This window comes from Pseudomonas sp. AL 58 (genome assembly GCF_036348395.1).
Lineage (GTDB): Bacteria > Pseudomonadota > Gammaproteobacteria > Pseudomonadales > Pseudomonadaceae > Aquipseudomonas > Aquipseudomonas defluvii.
Genome location: NZ_JAZBQR010000006.1, coordinates 174,359 through 194,399, shown reverse-complemented (window position 1 = coordinate 194,399; position 20,041 = coordinate 174,359). Strand labels below are relative to the sequence as shown.

At 61.6% G+C, this 20,041-nt stretch carries 20 protein-coding genes and 1 tRNA gene; 13 read left to right on the top strand and 8 right to left on the bottom strand.

Annotation, left to right across the window (positions count from 1 at the left end):
* Nucleotides 1-150 precede the first annotated feature (150 nt).
* From fdnG to UIA24_RS10195, 9 genes are all read left to right on the top strand, one after another.
* On the top strand, nucleotides 151-3,216 hold the full coding sequence (gene fdnG, locus UIA24_RS10235) for a formate dehydrogenase-N subunit alpha (protein WP_330522801.1): 3,066 nt from the start codon (nucleotides 151-153) through the stop codon (nucleotides 3,214-3,216).
* Nucleotides 3,216-4,166 carry a formate dehydrogenase subunit beta gene (gene fdxH / locus UIA24_RS10230; protein ID WP_099775963.1) on the top strand — a complete coding sequence of 317 codons (951 nt, stop codon included), beginning with the start codon at nucleotides 3,216-3,218 and terminating at the stop codon, nucleotides 4,164-4,166. Before fdnG ends, fdxH begins: the two co-directional genes overlap by 1 nt.
* Complete coding sequence (locus UIA24_RS10225; protein WP_065759186.1) at nucleotides 4,163-4,816, top strand: formate dehydrogenase subunit gamma; 654 nt, start codon at nucleotides 4,163-4,165, stop codon at nucleotides 4,814-4,816. Before fdxH ends, UIA24_RS10225 begins: the two co-directional genes overlap by 4 nt.
* A gap of 4 nt (nucleotides 4,817-4,820) precedes the next feature.
* Nucleotides 4,821-5,744 carry a formate dehydrogenase accessory protein FdhE gene (gene fdhE / locus UIA24_RS10220; protein ID WP_330522800.1) on the top strand — a complete coding sequence of 308 codons (924 nt, stop codon included), beginning with the start codon at nucleotides 4,821-4,823 and terminating at the stop codon, nucleotides 5,742-5,744.
* 92 nt (nucleotides 5,745-5,836) lie between these two features.
* Complete coding sequence (gene selA / locus UIA24_RS10215) at nucleotides 5,837-7,267, top strand: L-seryl-tRNA(Sec) selenium transferase (RefSeq protein ID WP_330522799.1); 1,431 nt, start codon at nucleotides 5,837-5,839, stop codon at nucleotides 7,265-7,267.
* On the top strand, nucleotides 7,264-9,186 hold the full coding sequence (gene selB, locus UIA24_RS10210; RefSeq protein WP_330522798.1) for a selenocysteine-specific translation elongation factor: 1,923 nt from the start codon (nucleotides 7,264-7,266) through the stop codon (nucleotides 9,184-9,186). The genes selA and selB overlap by 4 nt, the downstream gene beginning before the upstream one ends.
* A gap of 3 nt (nucleotides 9,187-9,189) precedes the next feature.
* Nucleotides 9,190-9,285 (top strand) — tRNA-Sec (locus UIA24_RS10205).
* A gap of 78 nt (nucleotides 9,286-9,363) precedes the next feature.
* Nucleotides 9,364-10,248 (top strand): sugar nucleotide-binding protein, encoded by an 885-nt coding sequence (locus tag UIA24_RS10200; protein ID WP_065759182.1) that lies wholly within the window; start codon nucleotides 9,364-9,366, stop codon nucleotides 10,246-10,248.
* Entirely contained in the window at nucleotides 10,241-11,170 is a 930-nt protein-coding gene (locus UIA24_RS10195; RefSeq protein ID WP_102051715.1) for an NAD-dependent epimerase/dehydratase family protein, read from the top strand. The genes UIA24_RS10200 and UIA24_RS10195 overlap by 8 nt, the downstream gene beginning before the upstream one ends.
* 48 nt (nucleotides 11,171-11,218) lie before the next feature.
* Here the strand turns inward: UIA24_RS10195 and UIA24_RS10190 are convergent, their stop codons facing one another.
* The 5 genes from UIA24_RS10190 to UIA24_RS10170 all read right to left on the bottom strand — a co-directional run bounded on the left by UIA24_RS10190 (nucleotide 11,219) and on the right by UIA24_RS10170 (nucleotide 15,096).
* Nucleotides 11,219-11,896: an OmpW/AlkL family protein gene (locus UIA24_RS10190; protein ID WP_102051714.1), complete on the bottom strand. Its 678-nt coding sequence runs from the start codon at nucleotides 11,894-11,896 to the stop codon at nucleotides 11,219-11,221.
* Between the two features lie 109 nt (nucleotides 11,897-12,005).
* Entirely contained in the window at nucleotides 12,006-12,518 is a 513-nt protein-coding gene (locus tag UIA24_RS10185; RefSeq protein WP_330522797.1) for a DUF3299 domain-containing protein, read from the bottom strand.
* A gap of 11 nt (nucleotides 12,519-12,529) precedes the next feature.
* The gene (locus UIA24_RS10180; RefSeq protein ID WP_330522796.1) at nucleotides 12,530-13,795 is read right to left on the bottom strand and encodes an ABC transporter permease; all 1,266 of its coding nucleotides are present in this window, start codon (nucleotides 13,793-13,795) and stop codon (nucleotides 12,530-12,532) included.
* Nucleotides 13,795-14,514, bottom strand: coding sequence for an ABC transporter ATP-binding protein (locus UIA24_RS10175; RefSeq protein WP_330522794.1), 720 nt, complete (start codon nucleotides 14,512-14,514; stop codon nucleotides 13,795-13,797). Before UIA24_RS10175 ends, UIA24_RS10180 begins: the two co-directional genes overlap by 1 nt.
* The gene (locus UIA24_RS10170; protein WP_330522793.1) at nucleotides 14,515-15,096 is read right to left on the bottom strand and encodes a DUF2796 domain-containing protein; all 582 of its coding nucleotides are present in this window, start codon (nucleotides 15,094-15,096) and stop codon (nucleotides 14,515-14,517) included.
* Nucleotides 15,097-15,226: 130 nt separating this feature from the next.
* On the opposite strand from UIA24_RS10170, the gene UIA24_RS10165 reads away from it, so the two are divergent.
* Entirely contained in the window at nucleotides 15,227-15,571 is a 345-nt protein-coding gene (locus tag UIA24_RS10165) for a hypothetical protein (RefSeq protein ID WP_330522792.1), read from the top strand.
* Nucleotides 15,572-15,615: 44 nt separating this feature from the next.
* Here UIA24_RS10165 and trxA read toward each other — a convergent pair whose 3' ends face one another.
* The 3 genes from trxA to UIA24_RS10150 are packed head-to-tail and all read right to left on the bottom strand — an operon-like array spanning nucleotide 15,616 to nucleotide 17,628.
* Entirely contained in the window at nucleotides 15,616-16,488 is an 873-nt protein-coding gene (gene trxA, locus UIA24_RS10160) for a thioredoxin (RefSeq protein ID WP_330522791.1), read from the bottom strand.
* 31 nt (nucleotides 16,489-16,519) lie between these two features.
* Nucleotides 16,520-17,185, bottom strand: coding sequence for a class I SAM-dependent methyltransferase (locus tag UIA24_RS10155; protein WP_330522790.1), 666 nt, complete (start codon nucleotides 17,183-17,185; stop codon nucleotides 16,520-16,522).
* A complete protein-coding gene (locus UIA24_RS10150) occupies nucleotides 17,182-17,628 on the bottom strand; it encodes a YbaY family lipoprotein (RefSeq protein ID WP_102051706.1) in 447 nt (148 codons plus the stop codon). The genes UIA24_RS10155 and UIA24_RS10150 overlap by 4 nt, the downstream gene beginning before the upstream one ends.
* A gap of 106 nt (nucleotides 17,629-17,734) precedes the next feature.
* On the opposite strand from UIA24_RS10150, the gene nrdR reads away from it, so the two are divergent.
* Genes nrdR through UIA24_RS10135 form a run of 3 tightly spaced genes read left to right on the top strand, consistent with a single transcriptional unit; the run spans nucleotide 17,735 to nucleotide 20,041 of the window.
* Nucleotides 17,735-18,199, top strand: a complete 465-nt coding sequence (nrdR, locus tag UIA24_RS10145) for a transcriptional regulator NrdR (RefSeq protein WP_065759210.1) — start codon at nucleotides 17,735-17,737, stop codon at nucleotides 18,197-18,199.
* 2 nt (nucleotides 18,200-18,201) lie between these two features.
* Nucleotides 18,202-19,332, top strand: coding sequence for a bifunctional diaminohydroxyphosphoribosylaminopyrimidine deaminase/5-amino-6-(5-phosphoribosylamino)uracil reductase RibD (gene ribD, locus UIA24_RS10140; RefSeq protein ID WP_330522789.1), 1,131 nt, complete (start codon nucleotides 18,202-18,204; stop codon nucleotides 19,330-19,332).
* Between the two features lie 43 nt (nucleotides 19,333-19,375).
* Nucleotides 19,376-20,041 (top strand): riboflavin synthase, encoded by a 666-nt coding sequence (locus tag UIA24_RS10135; protein WP_065759170.1) that lies wholly within the window; start codon nucleotides 19,376-19,378, stop codon nucleotides 20,039-20,041.

Sequence of the window (20,041 nt, the reverse complement as noted above, 5' to 3'; positions counted from 1 at the left end):
CCACGAGGCCCCCCGACGATCCGTTTTTACTCCATCCCGCGCAATCTTGACTAAAGTATCAACTGGCGATGGCCATAACGTCGCCACCGTGATCGTTCAAGAGATGCCTGGCATTGCTCCAGGCGTCCCAAACCTGATCAGGAGTGCACGATGGACCTCAACCGTCGTCAGTTCTTCAAGGTCGCCGCTATTGGCCTTGGAGGCTCAAGCTTGGCTGCGCTGGGAATGGCCCCGACCCCGGCCTTCGCCGAGCAGGTGCGCCACTTCAAGCTGGCCCACGCCCACGAGACCCGCAACACTTGCCCTTACTGTTCTGTCGGCTGCGGCCTGATCATGTACAGCCAGGGCGATGCCGCCAAGAATGTCGCGCAGAACATCATCCATATCGAAGGCGACGCCGATCACCCGGTCAATCGCGGCACGTTGTGCCCGAAAGGCGCGGGCTTGCTCGACTTTATCCACAGCCCTAGCCGGTTGCAGTACCCACAGGTGCGCAAGCCGGGCAGCAGTGAGTGGACGCGAATCTCCTGGGATGATGCACTGGATCGCATTACCGACCTGATGAAGGCCGACCGTGACGCCAATTTTGTGCAGAAGAATGCGCAGGGGCAGACGGTCAACCGCTGGCTGACGGTGGGTTTCCTCGCCGCGTCCGCTTCGTCCAACGAAGCCGGTTACATGACCCATAAGGTCGTTCGCAGTTTCGGCATGCTGGGGTTCGATAACCAGGCACGTGTCTGACATGGCCCGACGGTGGCAAGTCTTGCCCCGACGTATGGCCGTGGAGCCATGACCAACCACTGGACCGATATCGCCAACGCGAATCTGATTCTGGTGATGGGCGGTAATGCCGCTGAAGCCCACCCGTGTGGCTTCAAGTGGGTGACCGAAGCCAAGGCGCACAACCAGGCTCGTTTGATCGTGGTCGATCCACGGTTCACCCGTACTGCGTCAGTAGCGGATTACTATGCTCCAATTCGCACGGGCAGTGATATTGCCTTCATGGGCGGGTTGATCAATTACCTGTTGACTGAGGACAAGATTCAGCACGAGTACGTGCGTAACTACACCGATGTTTCGTTCATCGTAAAAGCCGGCTTCGCTTTCGAGGACGGGCTGTTTTCAGGCTATGACGCAGCCAAGCGCACTTATACCGACAAGTCCGGCTGGGGCTATGAGATCGGTGAGGATGGCTTTGCCAAGGTCGACCCAACGCTGCAGAACCCACGTTGCGTCTACCAATTGATGAAGCAGCACTACAGCCGTTATACCCCGGCCTTGGCTAGCCAGATTTGCGGCATGCCGGAAGACAGCATGCGCAAGATCTGGGAAGAGATCGCCACCTGCTCGCAGCCGGGCAAAACCATGACGATTCTCTATGCCCTGGGCTGGACACAGCACTCGATTGGCTCGCAGATCATTCGCAGTGCGGCCATGGTGCAGTTGCTGTTGGGTAACGTCGGTATGCCTGGCGGCGGTGTCAACGCCTTGCGTGGGCATTCCAATATCCAGGGGCTCACGGACTTGGGCCTGCTGTCCAATCTGTTGCCCGGCTACCTGACCCTGCCGTCCGATGCCGAGCAGGATTACGACGCCTACATCGCCAAGCGAGCGCTCAAGCCGTTACGTCCCGGGCAGATGTCTTATTGGCAGAACTACGGCAAGTTCCATGTCAGCTTGATGAAGGCCTGGTACGGAGCCAACGCGACAGCGGAAAACCACTGGGGTTATGACTGGCTGCCCAAGCTGGATGTTCCTGGCTACGACGTACTGAAAATGTTCGACATGATGGCCAAGGGGCAGGTTAATGGCTACTTCTGCCAGGGCTTCAACCCGATTGCTGCGCTGCCCGACAAGAACCGTGTAATGGCGTCGCTGGCCAAGCTCAAATGGCTGGTGGTAATGGACCCGTTGGCCACCGAGACATCTGAGTTCTGGCGCAATGTGGGGCCGTACAACGACGTTGAGACCGCCAATATCCAGACCGAGGTCATCCGCCTGCCGACCACCTGCTTTGCAGAGGAGGACGGCTCGTTGGTCAATAGCAGCCGCTGGCTGCAATGGCACTGGAAGGGTGCCGAAGGCCCGGGCCAGGCTCGCACCGACGTGAAGATCATGAGTGAACTGTTCCTGCGTTTGCGCGAGCGCTACCAGCGCGAGGGCGGGGCCTGGGCAGAACCGATACTCAAGCTCAACTGGCCTTACAAGGTAGCGGATGAGCCGTCGCCGGAAGAAATCGCCAAGGAGTTCAACGGCTATGTCACCGCCGACTTCACCGACGCCAGTGGTATGGCGTTCAAGGCGGGGCAACAACTGTCTGGGTTCCCTCAGCTCAGGGACGACGGTAGCACCGCCTCGGGCTGCTGGATCTTCTGCGGCAGTTGGACCGAGCAAGGCAACCAGATGGCCCGGCGTGACAACAGCGATCCTTATGGCATGAAGCAGAACCTGGGGTGGGCATGGGCCTGGCCGATGAACCGAAGGATTCTGTACAACCGGGCCTCGGCTGATCTGCAAGGCAAGCCCTGGGCACCGAACAAGCGACTGGTCTGGTGGAACGGCAAGACCTGGGGCGGTACCGACGTGCCGGACTACAAAGCGGATGTCGCTCCAGAGGCGGGGATGAACCCGTTCATCATGAACCCCGAAGGAGTAGCGCGCTTCTTCGCGCTGGACAAGATGGCCGAAGGCCCGTTCCCCGAGCATTACGAACCGTTCGAGACGCCAATTGGCATCAACCCGCTGCACCCGGGCAACAAACAGGCGACCAGCAACCCGGCCGGACGCGTGTTCGATTCGGTCTGGGACTCGCTGGGGCAGGCCAAGGACTTCCCCTATGCCGCCACCAGCTACCGGTTGACCGAGCACTTCCATTTCTGGACCAAACATTGCCCGATCAACGCTGTGACGCAGCCAGAGCAGTTCGTTGAAATTGGCGAAGCACTGGCCAAGGAGAAGGGGATTGTCGCAGGGGATCGGGTTCGGGTGACCTGCAAGCGAGGGCATATCGAGGCGGTGGCCGTAGTGACCAAGCGGATCCGCCCACTGCAGGTCAACAACCAGACCGTGCATCAAATCGGCATTCCCTTGCACTGGGGCTTCACCGGTGCCACCCGTCACGGCTACCTGACCAATACCTTGGTGCCGTACCTCGGTGACGGTAATACCCAGACCCCGGAATCCAAGTCGTTCCTGGTCAACCTGGAGAAAATCTGATGGCCAGCCAAGACATTATTGCCCGTTCAGCCACCACCACCTTACCGCCTTCGGTGCGCCAGCAAGAGGAGGTAGCGAAGCTGATCGACACGTCCAAGTGCATCGGCTGCAAGGCTTGCCAGGTGGCGTGCTCGGAATGGAACGAGTTGCGTGACGATGTTGGGCATAGCCTCGGCACCTATGACAACCCTCAGGACTTGAGCGCCGAAACCTGGACCCTGATGCGTTTCACGGAGCATGAGAATACGGTGGGTAACCTGGAGTGGTTGATTCGCAAGGACGGTTGCATGCACTGCGCCGATCCGGGGTGCCTGAAGGCTTGTCCTAGCCCGGGGGCGATCATCCAGCACGCCAATGGCATCGTCGACTTCAACCAGGATCACTGTATCGGCTGTGGTTATTGCATCACGGGCTGCCCGTTCAATATTCCGCGGATCTCACAGAAGGACCACAAGGCCTACAAGTGCACCCTGTGTTCGGATCGGGTCGCCGTCGGGCTGGAGCCGGCTTGTGTCAAAACCTGCCCAACCGGTGCGATTGTCTTTGGTAGCAAGGCGGACATGAAGGAGCATGCCGCCGAACGCATCGTCGATCTCAAGTCGCGCGGTTTCGAGCAGGCCGGCTTGTACGATCCAGACGGTGTTGGTGGTACTCATGTGATGTACGTGCTGCACCATGCCGATCAGCCTCAGCTCTACGCTGGCCTGCCGAATCAACCGGTGATCAGCCCCTTGGTCGGTTTGTGGAAGGGCATGAGCAAGCCGTTGGCGTTGCTGGCCATGGGCGCGGCGGTGTTGGCGGGGTTCTTCCACTATGTGCGTATTGGCCCGCAGCGGATCGAGGACGATGAGCATCCGGCTGGCAAGGACCCCAGCGTGCATGAGGTTGACCCGGCAGTGCATGTCTTCGATCCGAACAAGCCCGGGGCACAAGGGGAGGATCGGCCATGAAAGACAAACCGATCCTGCGTTACACCGCGAATGAGCGCAGCAACCACTGGGCGGTGGCCATTCTGTTCTTCATGGCGGCGTTGTCCGGGCTGGCGCTGTTTCATCCTGCATTGTTCTGGCTCAGCCATCTGTTTGGCGGCGGGCCCTGGACGCGGATATTGCACCCTTTTATGGGAGTGCTGATGTTTGTGTTGTTCCTGGGGTTGGTAATACGTTTTTGGCGGGCGAACATGCTCACAGCGAATGATCGGCTCTGGCTCCGGCGGGTCGACCGGGTGATGCGCAATGAAGAGCAGGGCGTGCCGCCTGTGGGTAAGTACAACGCCGGGCAGAAGCTACTGTTCTGGACGTTGCTGCTTTGCATGCTGGTGTTGCTGCTCAGCGGCGTGGTGATTTGGCGTGCCTACTTCAGTCAGTATTTCGGCATTGGCAGTATTCGTCTGGCGACACTGCTGCATGCATTGGCTGCATTCGTGCTGGTATTGAGCATCATCGTGCATATCTATGCCGGTATCTGGATCAAGGGCTCGAACGGTGCCATGGTGCATGGCTGGGTGAGCCGTGCCTGGGCGAAAAAGCACCATGGGCTATGGTTTCGGGACGTGACCGGTGAAGATCGGTCGGACAGCCACATCGGCAAGAAGGGGTGACGGCTTGAGCAGGATACTTGAACCGGGCCATATCGAGGCGGCAGCGAGTGCCCCGCCGTTCATCCATTTGCCTCCTGCGAACCTGTTTGACCTGCGCCGTGTGCGTCTTGAGCACATGGCTGCAGGGCATCCACTGGCTGATTATCTGCGCTTTGCTGCCAGCCTTTGTCAGCTCCAGCAAGGCTTGTTGGATCAGCCTCCGGGCATCTGCGCGCCAGACCCTGAGCGCATTCGCCTGTGTCTTGAGCACGGTCTGCCACCGCTGGCCGCAGACAGCCTGGTGCGCGAAGCCGATTGGCAGCCGTACCTGGAGGCATTGCTGCAGCAGTATCAGGCCTCTTCGGAGCCTGTGCGTGCGGCACTGGCACAGTTGCGCGCTGCCAGCCCCGGGCAGCGCAAGGTGTGGGCATTGGCCTTGCTCGGCGGGCAGTACGCTGGGTTGCCGGCGGCCTTGGTGCCCTTTCTCGGTGCTGCGTTGCAAGTGGCCTGGAGCCACTGGCTGTTGAGTTTGCCGGAAGATCTACTCAGGCCCGGTGATACCCTCAGGCAATGCCCGGCCTGTGGCTCGCCGGCCATGGCCGGGGTGATTCGCCATCGGGGCAAATTCAATGGGTTGCGTTATCTGGTCTGCTCCCTGTGTGCCTGCGAGTGGCATGTGGTACGGGTGAAATGCATCTACTGCGAACAGAGCAAGGGGCTGCGTTACTACAGCTTCGAGGATGACCGCCACCCTACCGGGCAGGCACCGCTGCGTGCCGAGTGCTGTGCGGGGTGTAACAGCTATTTGAAACTGGTCTATCTGGAGCATGACGCCGAAGCGGAAGCCTTGAGTGCCGACCTAGCCAGCCTGGCCCTTGATTTGCGTCTGGATCAGGAGGGGTATCAGCGCCTGGCACCGAACCTGCTGCTGGCGCCAGGAGGGGACTGAGCCCAGCGGCTACACTCAGGGTTCCCGGCTCCCTTCGTCGGCAGAGTCGGCCGCTGCCGCACGTCGAGAGCGCGATGACCGGAGAGTCTTTGATGCCTTCCAGTTTAGCCCCGCTGCCTGCGCGCCTTCCTTCCGTCGATAGCCTGTTGCGTAGTCCGGCCTGCCAGCCGTTGGCGGAGCGCTATGGGCGCGAGGCGTTACTCAGTGTTCTACGGCACGTACTCGATGACCTGCGAGAACCCGCTCGGCTGGGGCAGTTGGAGGCCATTGAGCTGATACCCGAGGTGCTGGCTGGCAGGGTGGGTGAGCGTTTGGCGGTGCAGCATCAAAGCCAGGTGCGTCGGGTGTTCAACCTGACCGGTACGGTGTTGCACACCAACCTGGGGCGAGCACTGCTGCCGGAAGAAGCCATTCATGCAGTGCAGCAGGCTGCGCGCTATCCACTGAACCTGGAGTTTGACCTGGAGAGCGGCAAGCGCGGCGACCGCGATGACTTGATCGAGGACCTGATCCTTGAGCTGACCGGTGCCGAAGCCGTCACGGTGGTGAACAACAATGCTGCAGCGGTGTTGCTGGCACTCAACAGTCTGGGGGCGCGCAAGGAGGGGATCATCTCACGCGGTGAGTTGATCGAGATCGGTGGCGCCTTTCGGATACCCGACATCATGGCGCGTGCTGGCGTAAAACTGCATGAAGTGGGCACAACTAACCGCACGCATGCGCGTGACTATGAAGCCGCCATCGGCCCGCGCAGCGGCCTGTTGATGCGCGTACATTGCAGCAATTACAGCATCCAGGGGTTCACCCATCAGGTACCGACCCAAGCGCTGGCGGAACTGGCCCACCGGCATGGTCTGCCGCTGTTGGAGGACCTGGGCAGTGGAAGCCTTCTGGACCTGACGCGCTGGGGGCTACCCGCCGAGCCGACGGTTCGCCAGGCCTTGGCTGACGGGGCCGATATCGTCACCTTCAGCGGCGACAAACTGCTGGGAGGGCCTCAGGCGGGCTTGATCGTAGGCCGCAAGGCGTTGATTGCACGGATCAAGAAAAACCCGCTCAAGCGTGCCCTGCGTGTGGATAAGTTGACTCTCGCTGCACTGGAAGCTGTGCTGGGCTTGTACCGCAACCCTGAGCGCCTGGCTGAGCGCTTGCCCAGCCTGCGCCTGCTGACCCGCCCTCAGGCCGACATTCTGGCGCAAGCCGAGCGCCTGGCACCGGTGCTGGCGCACGCTCTGGGTGAGTTGTGGGCGGTCAGTGTGCAGCCCGCACTCGGCATGATCGGCAGTGGCAGTCAGCCTGTGGCCCGCTTGCCCAGCGCCGCCCTGTGTGTGCGCGCACAAGCGTCCAAGCGTTTGCGCGGGCGTCACTTGCTCGCGCTGGAGGCGGCCTTGCGCGCCTTGCCGATACCCGTGCTTGGGCGCATTGATGACGATGCGCTGTGGATGGACCTGCGCCAGTTAGATGACGAAGCAGGCTGGCTTGAGCAGTTGCCGCAACTGCGGCCGGGAGCGATGGCAAGGTGATTGTCGGAACGGCCGGGCATATCGATCATGGCAAGACTGCGCTGCTGGAAGCATTGACCGGGCAGGCAGGCGATCGTCGCCGGGAGGAGCGCGAACGCGGTATCACCATCGACTTGGGGTATCGCTATGCGTCGTTGCGGGCGGGGGCCGAACAGACCGGTTTTATTGATGTACCTGGGCATGAGCGGTTTATCCACAACATGCTCGCCGGGGCGCACGGCATTGACCTTGTGTTGTTGGTCGTAGCGGCCGACGACGGGGTGATGCCGCAGACCCTTGAGCATCTGGCGATTGTCGAGCTGCTGGGTATCCCGAGGGCGCTGGTGGTCATCAGCAAGTGTGACCGCGTCGAGCCTGCCAGGGTGCAGGAGGTGCAGCGCGAGGTGCGCACCTTGCTGGCGCCAGGGACTTATGCGGGCGCAGCTCAATTCGTGGTGTCGAGTGTGTCTGGTAGCGGTATCGAAGCACTGCGTCAGGCGCTGTTGAACGCGCAGCGTGACGTTCAACGGCGCAGCAGTGCAGGAGGTTTTCGCCTGGCCATCGACCGCGCATTCAGCGTCGCTGGCGCAGGTATTGTGGTGACCGGCACGGCATTGGCCGGACATGTGCAGGTGAGTGACACGTTGCTGTTGGGCAGGGCCGGCAAACCGGTGCGCGTGCGTGGCCTGCATGCCCAGAACCAGGCCGCAGTCGAAGCATGGGCCGGGCAGCGGGTGGCCTTGAACATCAGTGCCGAGCGCCTGGGGGTCGAGCAGATTCACCGAGGTGATTGGCTACTGGCCGAGTGGTTGTATGCCACGACTCAGCGTGTGGATATCGAGTTGCAGTTGCTGGGCAGCGAAACACGCCAGTTTGAGCATTTCAGTTCGGTGCATGTGCACCTTGGCACCCAGGATGTTACTGCCAGGGTCGCTCTGTTGCAGGGGGAATACCTGGCGCCTGGTGGGCGCATGTTCGCGCAACTGCTGCTCAACGCCCCATTGCACGCCGTGCATGGCGATCACCTTGTGCTGCGCGACCAGCGCGCTCAGCGCACCCTAGGTGGCGGTAAGGTGCTGGACCCCTTTGCCCCGGCCAGGCAGCGTCGCAGCCCGGCGCGGCTGGCGCAGTTGCACGCGCTGGCCGAGGCCGAGAGCCTGGAGCAGGCGCTGCCGGCCCTGCTTGCGCAGGGTGCGACCGGGCTGGACCCGCAACAGCTGGAGCGTCAGTTCAATCGCCTGCGCAGCAGTTGGCGTTTACCTGAGGACGTCAGTGTTGTTGCCACGCGCCAGGGCGCACGGTTGTTCGCGACAGCCCATTGGCAGGCGCTCAAGCAGGAGGTGCTGGTGCAATTGGCCCGGTTTCATACGCTGGAGCCGGATCAACTAGGCCCTGACCGTGACCGCTTGCGACGTTTCGTGGCGTTGCCGTTGGAGCGCCCGGTGTTCATCAGCTTGATTGAGGAGCTGCTGGCCGCCGGGTTACTTGCCAGCAGTGGGCCTTGGTTGCACCTGCCGGAACACCAGGCGCGTCTGAGCGACGCGGACATGGCGTTGTGGGAGCAGTTGCAGCCGTACGTGCAGGCGTCCGGTTTCGACCCGCCCTGGGTGCGTGACCTGGCCCGTGCAACCCACAGCGAGGAGGCTGCGGTACGGCTGCTGTTACGCAAGATTGCGCGCTTGGGGCAGGTTCATCAGGTGGTGCGCGACCTGTTTTACCCGGACGCCACAGTGCGACAAATGGCGGCTATGCTCATGCAGGTGGCTGCCGAGGACCTGAGTGTGCAGGTGGTGCGTTTTCGCGATGTGCTGGGGATCGGCCGTAAACGCAGTATTCAGATTCTCGAGTATTTCGACCGTGTCGGCCTGACCCGCCGTCTCGGCGACCAGCGTCGCATCCGGAAGGACAATGCGCTGGCCCACGTACCCCGCGACGTATGACAAGGAAGGCAATCGCGCCCGGTGGCGCGGCCGGGCTTCAAACCCGGTTGGGGACGGCAGCCGTTCCCGGGCAGGTTCGACTCCCGCTGCCTTCCGCCAACCTGCAGGTTGGACATCCCCTGCGGGAAGCCGCAAAATATCCGCTTTCCTCTATTTCTGACCGGACCTGCTGACTCTATGCGAATGCGCCTGATGCTGTTGGGTGGTGGAAGTGCCCTCGGGCAAGCGCTGATTCGCCTTGGAGCCGAGGAAGACATCGGCTTTCTGGCGCCGCGTCCGCCGGATAAGGGGTGGGACGCTGCCAGCCTGACCCAGTTACTGGATGACACCCGCCCCGATGCGTTGGTGAATCTGGCTTATTATTTCGACTGGTTTCAGGCCGAGTCGGTCAGCGAGCAACGACTGGCACAGCAGGAGCGCTCGGTAGAGCGTCTGGCTGAGCTGTGCCAGCACCACGGCATTATCCTGGTACAGCCTTCCAGCTACCGCGTGTTCGATGGCTCTCGGGCCACGGCCTACAGTGAGAAGGACGAGCCAGTGCCGTTGGGCCTGCGCGGGCAAGCGCTCTGGCGGATCGAGCAGAGCGTCCGCGCCACCTGCCCGCAGCATGTACTGCTGCGCTTTGGCTGGTTGCTCGACGAAAGCCTGGACGGCGTTCTTGGGCGCTTCCTGACGCGCGCCGAACAGGCTCAGGAGTTACTGCTGGCGGACGACCGGCGTGGAAACCCGACGCCGGTCGATGATGCCGCACGGGTCATTCTCTCCGTGCTCAAGCAGCTGGATTGCGCGGCCCCACTGTGGGGCACTTACCATTACGCCGGCAATGAGGCGACTACGCCGCTCGCGCTAGGCCAGGCGATTCTCAGTGAGGCCTCGCAGCTTCACAAGCTTGCTGTCGAAGCGCCGACTGCACAGGCGCACGCGGCACGCCCGGATGCGGCTGAAGAGCCACAGCACGCGGTGCTGGCCTGCAAGAAAATTCTGCACACCTTCGGTATCAAGCCGCGCGCCTGGCGTGCTGGCCTGCCGACACTACTGGATCGATTCTACCGACATGGCTGATGCACCTATTCTGATTACCGGCGGCGCAGGCTTCATCGGCTCTCACTTGAGCGACGCGCTGTTGGCAAACGGCTACGCGGTGCGGGTGCTGGATGACCTGTCCACCGGCAAGCGCAGCAACCTGCAGTTGCAGCACCCCAAGCTGCAACTGATCGAAGGCGATGTCGCTGACGCGGCGCTGGTCGCCCAGGCGGCGGCAGGGTGCCAGGCGGTGGTTCACCTGGCAGCGGTGGCCTCGGTCCAAGCGTCGGTCGAAGACCCGGTGAAAACTCACCAGAGCAATTTCATCGGCACGCTGAATGTGTGTGAGGCTATGCGCCTGGCTGGCATTCGTCGGGTGCTCTTCGCTTCCAGTGCAGCCGTGTATGGCAACAACGGTGAAGGCGAATCGATCAGTGAGGAGACGCCCAAGGCGCCGCTCACGCCTTATGCTGTGGATAAGTTGGCCAGTGAACACTACCTGGACTTCTACCGCCGTCAGCATGGCCTGGAGCCCGTAGTGTTTCGCTTCTTCAATATTTTCGGTCCGCGCCAGGACCCTTCATCGCCGTATTCGGGCGTGATCAGCATCTTCAGCGAGCGGGCGCTCAGCGGGCAGCCCATTACTGTGTTTGGTGATGGCGAGCAGACCCGCGACTTCGTCTATGTCGGTGATCTGGTGAGTGTGATGCTGCAGGCGCTGACGCTGGATCAGGTGGAAGAGGGTGCAGTGAACGTCGGCTTGAATCAGGCCACCTCGTTGAACCAACTGTTGGCTGCCCTGAAAACGGTGGTCGGCAGCTTGCCTGCGATCAGTCATGGGCCTGTGCGTTCTGGCGATATCCGCCATTCGCGTGCAGACAATACCCGTCTGCTGCAGCGCTTCCGCTTTCCCGAACCTACGCCAATGGCCGAAGGCCTTGCCCGGCTTCTGGGGCGCTGAAACAAAAAAACGGCGATTTAATCGCCGTTTTTTTATTAAGGCCAGGCCTTAGAACTTGTAGCCGACACCGACCATGTAAACCCATGGATCGACATCCACGTCGACCTTGGTCTTGCCTACGTTCAGCAAGCTCGGGCCATCGATGCTGGCCTCGGTGTCGATGTCGACATACCAGACCGCGGCGTTGACCAGGAAGTTGTCGGTCAGCATGTAGTCCATGCCCAGTTGGCCAGCCAGGCCCACCGAGTCCTTCAGTTTCAGGTTGCTGAAGCCCTGGGCCTTGCGGTTGCTGCTCAGGTCTTCATCGAAGAACATGGTGTAGTTCAGGCCGATACCGGCATACGGCTGGAACTTGGAGCTCGCGTCAAGCGGGTAGTACTGCAGCGACAGGGTCGGTGGCAGTTGCTTGATGTCGCCCAGTTTGCCGTCCAGGCCTGCGCCCTTGACGCTAACGGTGTGCTGGAATGGCGTCGCTGCCAGCAGTTCCAGGCCAACGTGGTCGGTCAGCATGTAGGCGAAGGTCAAGCCCAGTTGGGTATCGCTGTCCAGCGTCGCTTTGGTGCCGGGAACCTTGTTGCCGTCCAGCTTGAGGTTGCCGCTGTCTTCGTTAGGAGCGGTGGTGATAGCGCCAGCACGCATAATAAATTCACCCGCCTTGTGGGCGTGGGCAACAGGGGCTGTAAGCGCCAGGGCAATCAGCGAGGCGCCAAGCAAGGACTTGTTCATGGAAGCTCCCAAAGGACATTTAGAATGTAATGTGCCAATGGTAAAGAGCCAGCAGCGGGGAGAATTTGACTCAGCTCAATGAAACCGCGATAGCGCTCCAGAGCGGCTCTTATTGTAGTTCATAGGCGTAGATTTTCTCGGCGTCCATCTGATAACCCGCTTCAGCCAGCTCACTGCTCGACGACTGGACACGCATCGGGCCTTCGATCCAGTACGGCTGGTAAAGCTCCTCGACCTTGATGCCGAGCTCACTGACCACATGCACGATCTGGTTGGACGGGGGCGGAGGCACATGAATGCACGCGCCGTAGTAAGGCACCAGAAGGAACTCAGTCGTACGCCCCTCCTCGTTGACCTCCAGCGGTACGATGTAGCCAGGTAGCTTGACCTGCTGACCGTCCAGCGCCTGGACGACCGGCGCATCCGGTGCTTGCTGGTGCGCTGCCGGGGCACTCTCCGCCGCCAGCGCATTGCCCAGTTGTGACAGGTCATGCAAGGGAGCCATCTGCGGCTCGATTACTGGTGCGCCGGGAGGGATCAGCTGTGGCCATTCCAGGGTGCGGGGTTCGCCCGCCCACAGCGATGTGGCAACCAGTAGCAACAGGAACAGGGCTCGTGCCATGGGTATCGGTCTCATAAGTGAATCGACAGACCGTCCGCCAGTGACTGCCGATAGGCACGCCAAGCGGGCACGCTGCCCATCAATAGCGCGGCGCCCAGGATGACTGCCAGCAATGTCCATTCGTGGCTGCTGGGCCAGGCCAGTGGCAGGTACAGGCCATAGTTGGCTTGCACATACCCTTGGGCCAGGGCGATACCCAGGTAAAGCAGGGACAGGCCTGCGAGTATGCCTGCAACTGACAACGCAAAGGCTTCCAGTACCAGCAGGCCGGCGATGTGCCAAGGGCGGGCACCCACCGAGCGCAGTATGGCCATTTCCCGGCGTCGTTCGTTCAGGCTGGTGAGAATAGCGGTCAGCATGCCTATCAGACCGGTCAGTACAACGAACAGGGATACCACGAACAGTGCCTGCTCGGCAGTGCTCATCAGGCTCCACAGTTCCTGCAGGGCGACGCCTGGCAGAATGGCCTGCAGTGGTTCATTGCGGTACTCGTTGATCTCGCGTTGCAGAGCAAAGGTGGCGATTTTGTTGTTCAGGCCGAGCATGAACGCGGTAATGGCGCTGGGCGTCAGGTTCATGTTGCGTGCCTGATCGGCACTGACACGGCCGGCCCCGCGCGCGGGAACACCGTTGTGCCAGTCAACGTGGATCGCTTCCATGCCGCCCAGGCTGATGTGCAGTGTGCGGTCTACCGGTGTGCCGGTTCGCTGCAGAATACCGACCACCGTGAACGGCTTGTCGTCATGTTTGACCAGACTGATTGCCGCCACGCCGTGAGCCAGTACCAGCTTGTCGCCCAGGGCGTAATGCAGGGCCTGCGCGACTTCGGCGCCCAGTACCACTTCAAATGGGTCATTGGCAAAGGCGCGGCCTTGAGCCAGTTGCAAGGATTGCTTGTGGCCGTACTGGTAGTGCTCAAAGTAGGCCTCGGAAGTGCCCATCACGCGGTAGCCACGGTGCGAGTCACCCAAGGAAATCGGAATCGCCCATTTCACCCGTGGGTCGCTGGCGTAATGCTCATAGCTGTCCCAGCGAATGTTGTTGGTGGCATTGCCAATGCGAAACACCGAATACAGCAGCAGGTTCACCGAGCCGGAGCGTGCGCCGACGATCAGGTCGGTGCCGCTGATGGTGCTGGCGAAGCTGGCACGGGCTTCAGTGCGTACGCGTTCCACTGCCAGCAGCAGGCATACAGACAAAGCAATGGCGAAGGCGGTCAGGAAGGCGGTGAAGCGTCGATTGGCCAGGCTGGCCAGTGCAAGGCGTAGCAGGTACATCAGGCCTCCAGGTCATTGGCCAGACGGGCCGCGCGGTTGAGTTCTGGCAGCGACAGGTGGCGGTCGAACAAGGGCGCCAGGCTCTGGTCATGGCTGACAAACAGCAAACTGGAGCCGGCCGCTCTGCACTCTGCGAACAGCAGGCGGATAAACGCCTCACGACTGTCGGCATCGAGGGCCGAGGTTGGCTCGTCGGCAATCACCAGCTCAGGTTGGCCAATCAATGCGCGGGCTGCGGCGACGCGTTGCTGCTGGCCGATCGACAGGCTGTCGGCACGACGCATCAACAGGGCGGGGTCTTTCAGGCCCAGATGAGCCAGCAGGCTGGCAGCAGCCTGATCGACACTGCCGTAGCGCTCACAGGCCTTGGCTGCGCGAGCCTTGGAGAAACGGCAGGGCAGTTCGACGTTTTCGCGGACCGAGAGAAACGGCAGCAGGTTGAACTGCTGGAAGATGTAGCCGGTATGGTCAACGCGAAAGCGATCGCGAGCGCCTTGCTTGAGCCTGCTCAGCGTCTGACCGAGCAGGCGAATGCTGCCGCGGTCAGGTTGCTGCACGCCGCCAAGCAGGCCGAGCAGGGTGGTTTTGCCGCTACCACTTGGGCCTTTGAGGAATAGCGATTCACCCGCATCCAAATGGAAGGCCGGGATATCCAGCAAGGGTGGATGGCCCGGCCAGGCGAACGCCAGGTCTGTCAACTCGATCAGTGGCTGGCGCATTCAGAACGCAACCGTGGCCTTGTTCGGGGTTGCTTCCAGGCCTTTCTGGCCATTGGGGCCGATCAACTGCACCGTAATTTTCTGAGTGGCGGGGAAGGCTTTGAACAGTGGGCCCAAATCCAGGTTGGCCAGTTTGCCTGGCTGTTCACAGGTCAGTTGGTAATGGGCGCGGATCTCGCTGTGTTCGTGTTCGTGTTCGTGGGCGGCGTGGTGATCATCGGTGGCGTCATCGTCAGATGGCGCATCATCAAACAATGGGCTTTCCAGGGCTTCGTCGGTTTCCGTGCACTGCGCCGCATTGGCCAAGCCAAACAGCGTCAACGGCTGCTCCAGTTGTTTGCGGACGGCCGCGACCTTGGCCTTGTCGGCCGCACTGTTGGCCGCATGCTCAAAGCCCACCAGGTTCATGGCCGGGCTTTCCAGTTCCAGCTCAAGTGTCTTGTCATCGAGCACGACATTGAGATGCGCCACGCCATGCTCGTGGGCGTCAAGGCTGCCATGGGCATGATCATGGTCTTTCTCGGCGTGTGCTGCCGTGAGTGGCAACAGGGCAAACGGCAAGGCGAGCAGCAGACGGCGCATGGAACGGTCTCCGTAGAGGTGGGGCTTGAATCGCAATGTTATAACAAGTTGTCGAGTAGTTGCCAGTGTGCTTGGCGGCAGCCTGTCGCCGTGGGAGCATGGGCTATCGGATGATCTGAAGGAGAGGCCTGTGCGTATTCGTGGACATATTGGTGACTGGCCGGTGGACTTGACACTGGAGCTTGATCCGGCCGAGTGGGCGCAGTTGGGTGGGCATCTGGAACGTGCTCTGCCCGCGACTCCGCCTACCGAAGCCAGTGTGTCGAGCGTGCGTTCGGATGATGTGCAGTGGCAAGCGGCGCTGACCTTGTTGCGTCAGGCCGGGCAGCTCAATGGGCCGGCGTTGTTGGAAGGCTTGGCTGCGCTTGCCGGCAGTGCGGCGGCCGGCAAGCGACTGCTGGTGCGCTTGCGCCACAGTGCACAGGTGAAGGTTGAAAGCGGGGCGGATGCGCCGGTGTATCGCTGGCTTGGATGAGCGTCCGGCGCCTGCCGCGAGTGCAGGCGCCGGCGATAGGCTGCTTAGTACAGCGCTGCAAACAGTTTGCGTCGATAGGTACCCACCAGCGGGTGATCATTGCCGAGCAGGTCGAACACCTGCAGCAATGTCTTGTGCGGCAGGCCACCGTCATAGCCACGGTTGCGCACGAACAGTTTCAGCAGTGCCTCTAGCGCCGCTTCGTATTGCTGGCGTGACAGTTGGTGAATCGCCAGCTGGTAAAGCGCTTCATCATCCTCTGCATTCTGCGCCAGGCGCGTCTTGAGGGTGGCGGCGTCAGGCAAGTCCACCACTTGCCTCAGGAAGGTCAACTGGGCTTTGGCGCCTGCCAGTGCGGCCTTGTGCTCATCGCTTTTCACGGCATCGAGGACGGTCTGGGCTTCGCCCAGCTCACCGCGTTCTGCCAGGCAGCGGGCGTAGAGAATCAGTGCACCGGCATTGCTGTTGTCTTCAGTGAGCAGTGCCTTGAGGGTGGTCTCGGCTTCACCAAAGCGCCCTTCAGCAAACAGTGCCTGAGCCAGCACCATAGGGTCGGCGGCTGGTGGCGGCGGCATTTGAACATGAGGCTCGAGCAGCGCTCGGATTGCCGACTCGGGCTGGGCACCCGCGAAGCCATCAACCGGTTGACCATCCTTGAACAGCACTACGGTCGGCAGGCTGCGGATACCGAAGCGTGCAACGATATCCTGTTCGATGTCACAGTTGACCTTGGCCAGCAGCAGCTCGCCTTGGTAGCTCTCCGTGATTTGTGCAAGCAGCGGCATCAGCGCTTTGCACGGCGCACACCATTCGGCCCAGAAATCCACCAGCACCGGTTTGTGATGGGAGTTGGCGATCACCAGCTGATCGAAGTTGGCAGCGCTGGCGTCGAAAATGTACGGCGTTTCTTGACTCATCGCGACTCTCGCAAATCCTTGAATGGCAGCACTATAAAGGCTGTCGGCTGGCGTGGTACAGGCTGACCCGGCGGAATTCGTGAGGCTCGGCCAGGTCCGGCAGGGTCAGGGCTTCGAGGACGCCCAGTGATTGATACAACGGGTGGCTGAAGTCGCGCACGCGGGAGTCGGCCACCAAGGCTTCACGGCCGCGGCTGAGGAATTCGTCGAGCAGCGGCAGGTTGGCCCGATCGTAGAGCACGTCGGCGACCAGAATCAGGTCGAAGCGGTCGGCTTCGGCAAAGAAGTCCGTGGAGTAGTTCAGGTTCACCCCGTTCAGTTCGGCATTGGCCCGGCAGGCGTCCAGCGCCAGAGGGTCGAGGTCGCAGGCCACCACTTCAAGGGCGCCGGCCTTGGCCGCGGCAATACCTGCAACGCCAGAGCCTGCGCCGAAGTCGAGCACGCGCTTGCCCTCAACCCACTCCGGTCGCTCGCACAAATAGCGCGCCATGGCCAGGCCGCTGGCCCAGCAAAAGCTCCAATATGGCGGCTCATGGAGGATGCGTCGGGTCTCTTCGGGGCTGAAGGCGCGGTCCATGTTGTCCGCATCGATCAGCCAGAGCTTCAGATCGCTGCCCGGCAGGTGGCTGGCGACAAGACGCGCATCGCCGAGCAGTCCACTCAATGCCCCTTGCAGTGATGACGGTGCTGCCGTCATGGCGCCTTCTCAAAGCGCAGCGGCCCGGTGGCCTGGGTGGTTGCCTGGGTAACCCGCAGTGCCGGCAAGTGCAGGATCAGTTGCCCTGACTGACTGGCCCGACCGCGCAGTTCAACACGTGCTCCACTGGGGAAGGCTTCCGGGTTGAAGCGTAAATGAAAGGGCAGTGCCTGACCGTTACCTGCGAGTGAGCTGCTGGCCAGCAAGCGCTGCGGACGACCGCGTTCGTCAATGACCAGCAACGCCAGCTCAACATCGGCGTTGGCCGGTATGCCCAGCAGGGTGCCGCTGAGTTCGCGCTGATAGGCCGGCAGAGGGCCGGGGGCCGCAGGCAAGGTGCCGGTGGTCGGGGAGGTTTCTGTCTGCGTCTGTTTGGGCGCATCGCTACTGCAGGCGACGAGCAGGCCGACAAAACTGAGCAGAATGAGTGCTCGAAAGCGCATGAAGAGGTTCCTTGAGGACGTTTCCTCACTGGATGGTAAACCCTTTGGCTTGTCTTGCCAGTGAGATGCGCTACCATGGCCCTCCCTTTTTTTGTTGCCTGCCACCATGCACTGTCCCTTCTGCGGTGCCAACGACACCAAAGTCATCGACTCGCGACTGGTCGCCGAGGGTGAGCAAGTGCGCCGTCGGCGCGAATGCGTCGCCTGCGGTGAACGATTTACCACCTTTGAAACCGCCGAATTGGTCCTGCCTCGCTTGATCAAGCAGGATGGTAGCCGACAGCCGTTCGATGAAGACAAGCTGCGCGCCGGTATGCAACGTGCGCTGGAGAAGCGCCCGGTCAGCGTCGAGCGACTGGAAGCGGCACTGGCGCATATCAAGCACAAGCTGCGGGCAACCGGCGAGCGTGAGGTCAAGTCGCTGGTCGTGGGCGAATTGGTGATGGCCGAGCTGCAGAAGCTCGATGAAGTCGCCTACATCCGTTTCGCCTCGGTTTACCGACGCTTCCAGGACCTCGATGAATTCCGTGAAGAGATTGACCGTCTGGCCCGAGAGCCGGCTAAAGAGTGATCATGCCCACTGAACGCGCTGTGCTGGATGCTCACTACATGGCCCGCGCCCTGGAACTGGCGCGCAAGGGGCTGTACTCAACCCACCCTAATCCTCGCGTCGGCTGCGTGATTGTGCGTGATGGTCAGGTGGTGGGTGAAGGCTGGCATGTCCGTGCCGGTGAACCGCATGCTGAGGTTCATGCATTGCGCCAGGCGGGCGAACTGGCCCGTGGCGCCTGCGCCTATGTCACCCTTGAGCCGTGCAGCCATCATGGCCGCACACCGCCTTGCGCCGAAGCGCTGGTCAACGCGGGTGTGGCGCGGGTTGTTGCGGCCATGCAGGACCCCAATCCACAGGTTGCCGGTCAAGGCCTGAAGCGCTTGGCCGATGCCGGTATTGAGGTGTCCAGCGGGGTGCTTGAGGCCGAGGCACGCGCGTTGAACCCGGGCTTTCTCAAGCGTATGGAGCACGGCCTGCCTTATGTGCGGGTCAAACTGGCGATGAGTCTCGATGGCCGCACCGCCATGGCCAGTGGCGAGAGCCAGTGGATTACTGGCCCCGCCGCACGCTCGGCCGTTCAACGTTTGCGTGCGCGTTCCAGTGTGGTGCTGACCAGCGCTGAAAGTGTGATCGCGGACAATGCCCGGATGACTGTGCGTGGCGAAGAACTGGGGCTGGATGCGGAAAATACCGCATTGGCGCTGGCTCGCCCGCCGCTGCGGGTGTTGATCGATGGGCGTTTGCGCCTGCCGTTGGAGGCAGCGTTTTATAAGGCCGGTCCTGCGCTGGTGGCGACTGCCGCCGCACACGATGAGCGCTATGCTCAGGCGGGCCTGGAGCTGCTGCGACTGCCCACTCAGGAGGGGCGCGTCGACTTGCGTGCATTGCTGCGTGAGCTGGCTGCCCGAGGCGTCAATGAGGTGCTGGTCGAGGCCGGCCCGGGGCTTGCGGGGGCATTTGCGCAGTCAGGGCTGGTAGACGAGTATCAACTGTTCATTGCCGGCAAGTTCCTCGGCTCCAGCGCCAGGCCGCTGCTTGATTGGCCGCTTGCCCGCATGAGCGAGGCGCCGGCGCTGAAAATCACTGAAATGCGAGCGGTTGGCGATGACTGGCGAGTCACCGCGATCCCTGTGCCGACGTCCGGCGTATAATTTTCGGCTTGCGCCACGCGCGGCCTGTTCTCGAGGAGGACTCATGTTCACAGGCATTATCGAATCTATCGGCAGCATTCGCTCGTTGACCCCAAAAGGTGGCGATGTGCGGGTTTATGTCGAAACCGGCAAGCTGGACCTGGGCGATGTGAAACTTGGCGACAGCATTGCGGTGAATGGTGTCTGCCTGACGGCAGTCGAGCTGCCTGGCGACGGCTTCTGGGCCGATGTCAGCCGCGAAACCCTGGACTGCACTGCCTTCTCCGACCTCAAGAGCGGCAGCCGGGTCAACCTGGAAAAAGCCCTGACGCCGACCACCCGATTGGGCGGTCATCTGGTCAGCGGCCACGTCGACGGTGTCGGCGAAATCATATCGCGTAGCGATAACGCTCGCGCCATCCAGTTCCGTGTTCGTGCGCCAAAGGAACTGGCCAAGTACGTTGCGCACAAGGGGTCGATTACCGTCGACGGCACCAGCCTGACGGTGAACGCCGTCGATGGCGCCGAGTTCGAGCTGACAATCGTGCCCCACACCCTGGCCGAAACCATCATGGCCGACTACCGCGCTGGTCGTCGGGTCAACCTTGAGGTCGACCTGCTGGCCCGCTACCTGGAGCGTCTGTTGCTCGGCGACAAAGCCGCCGAGTCGACCAAGGGCAGCGGTATCACTGAAAGTTTCCTGGCCGCCAACGGCTACCTGAAATCCTGA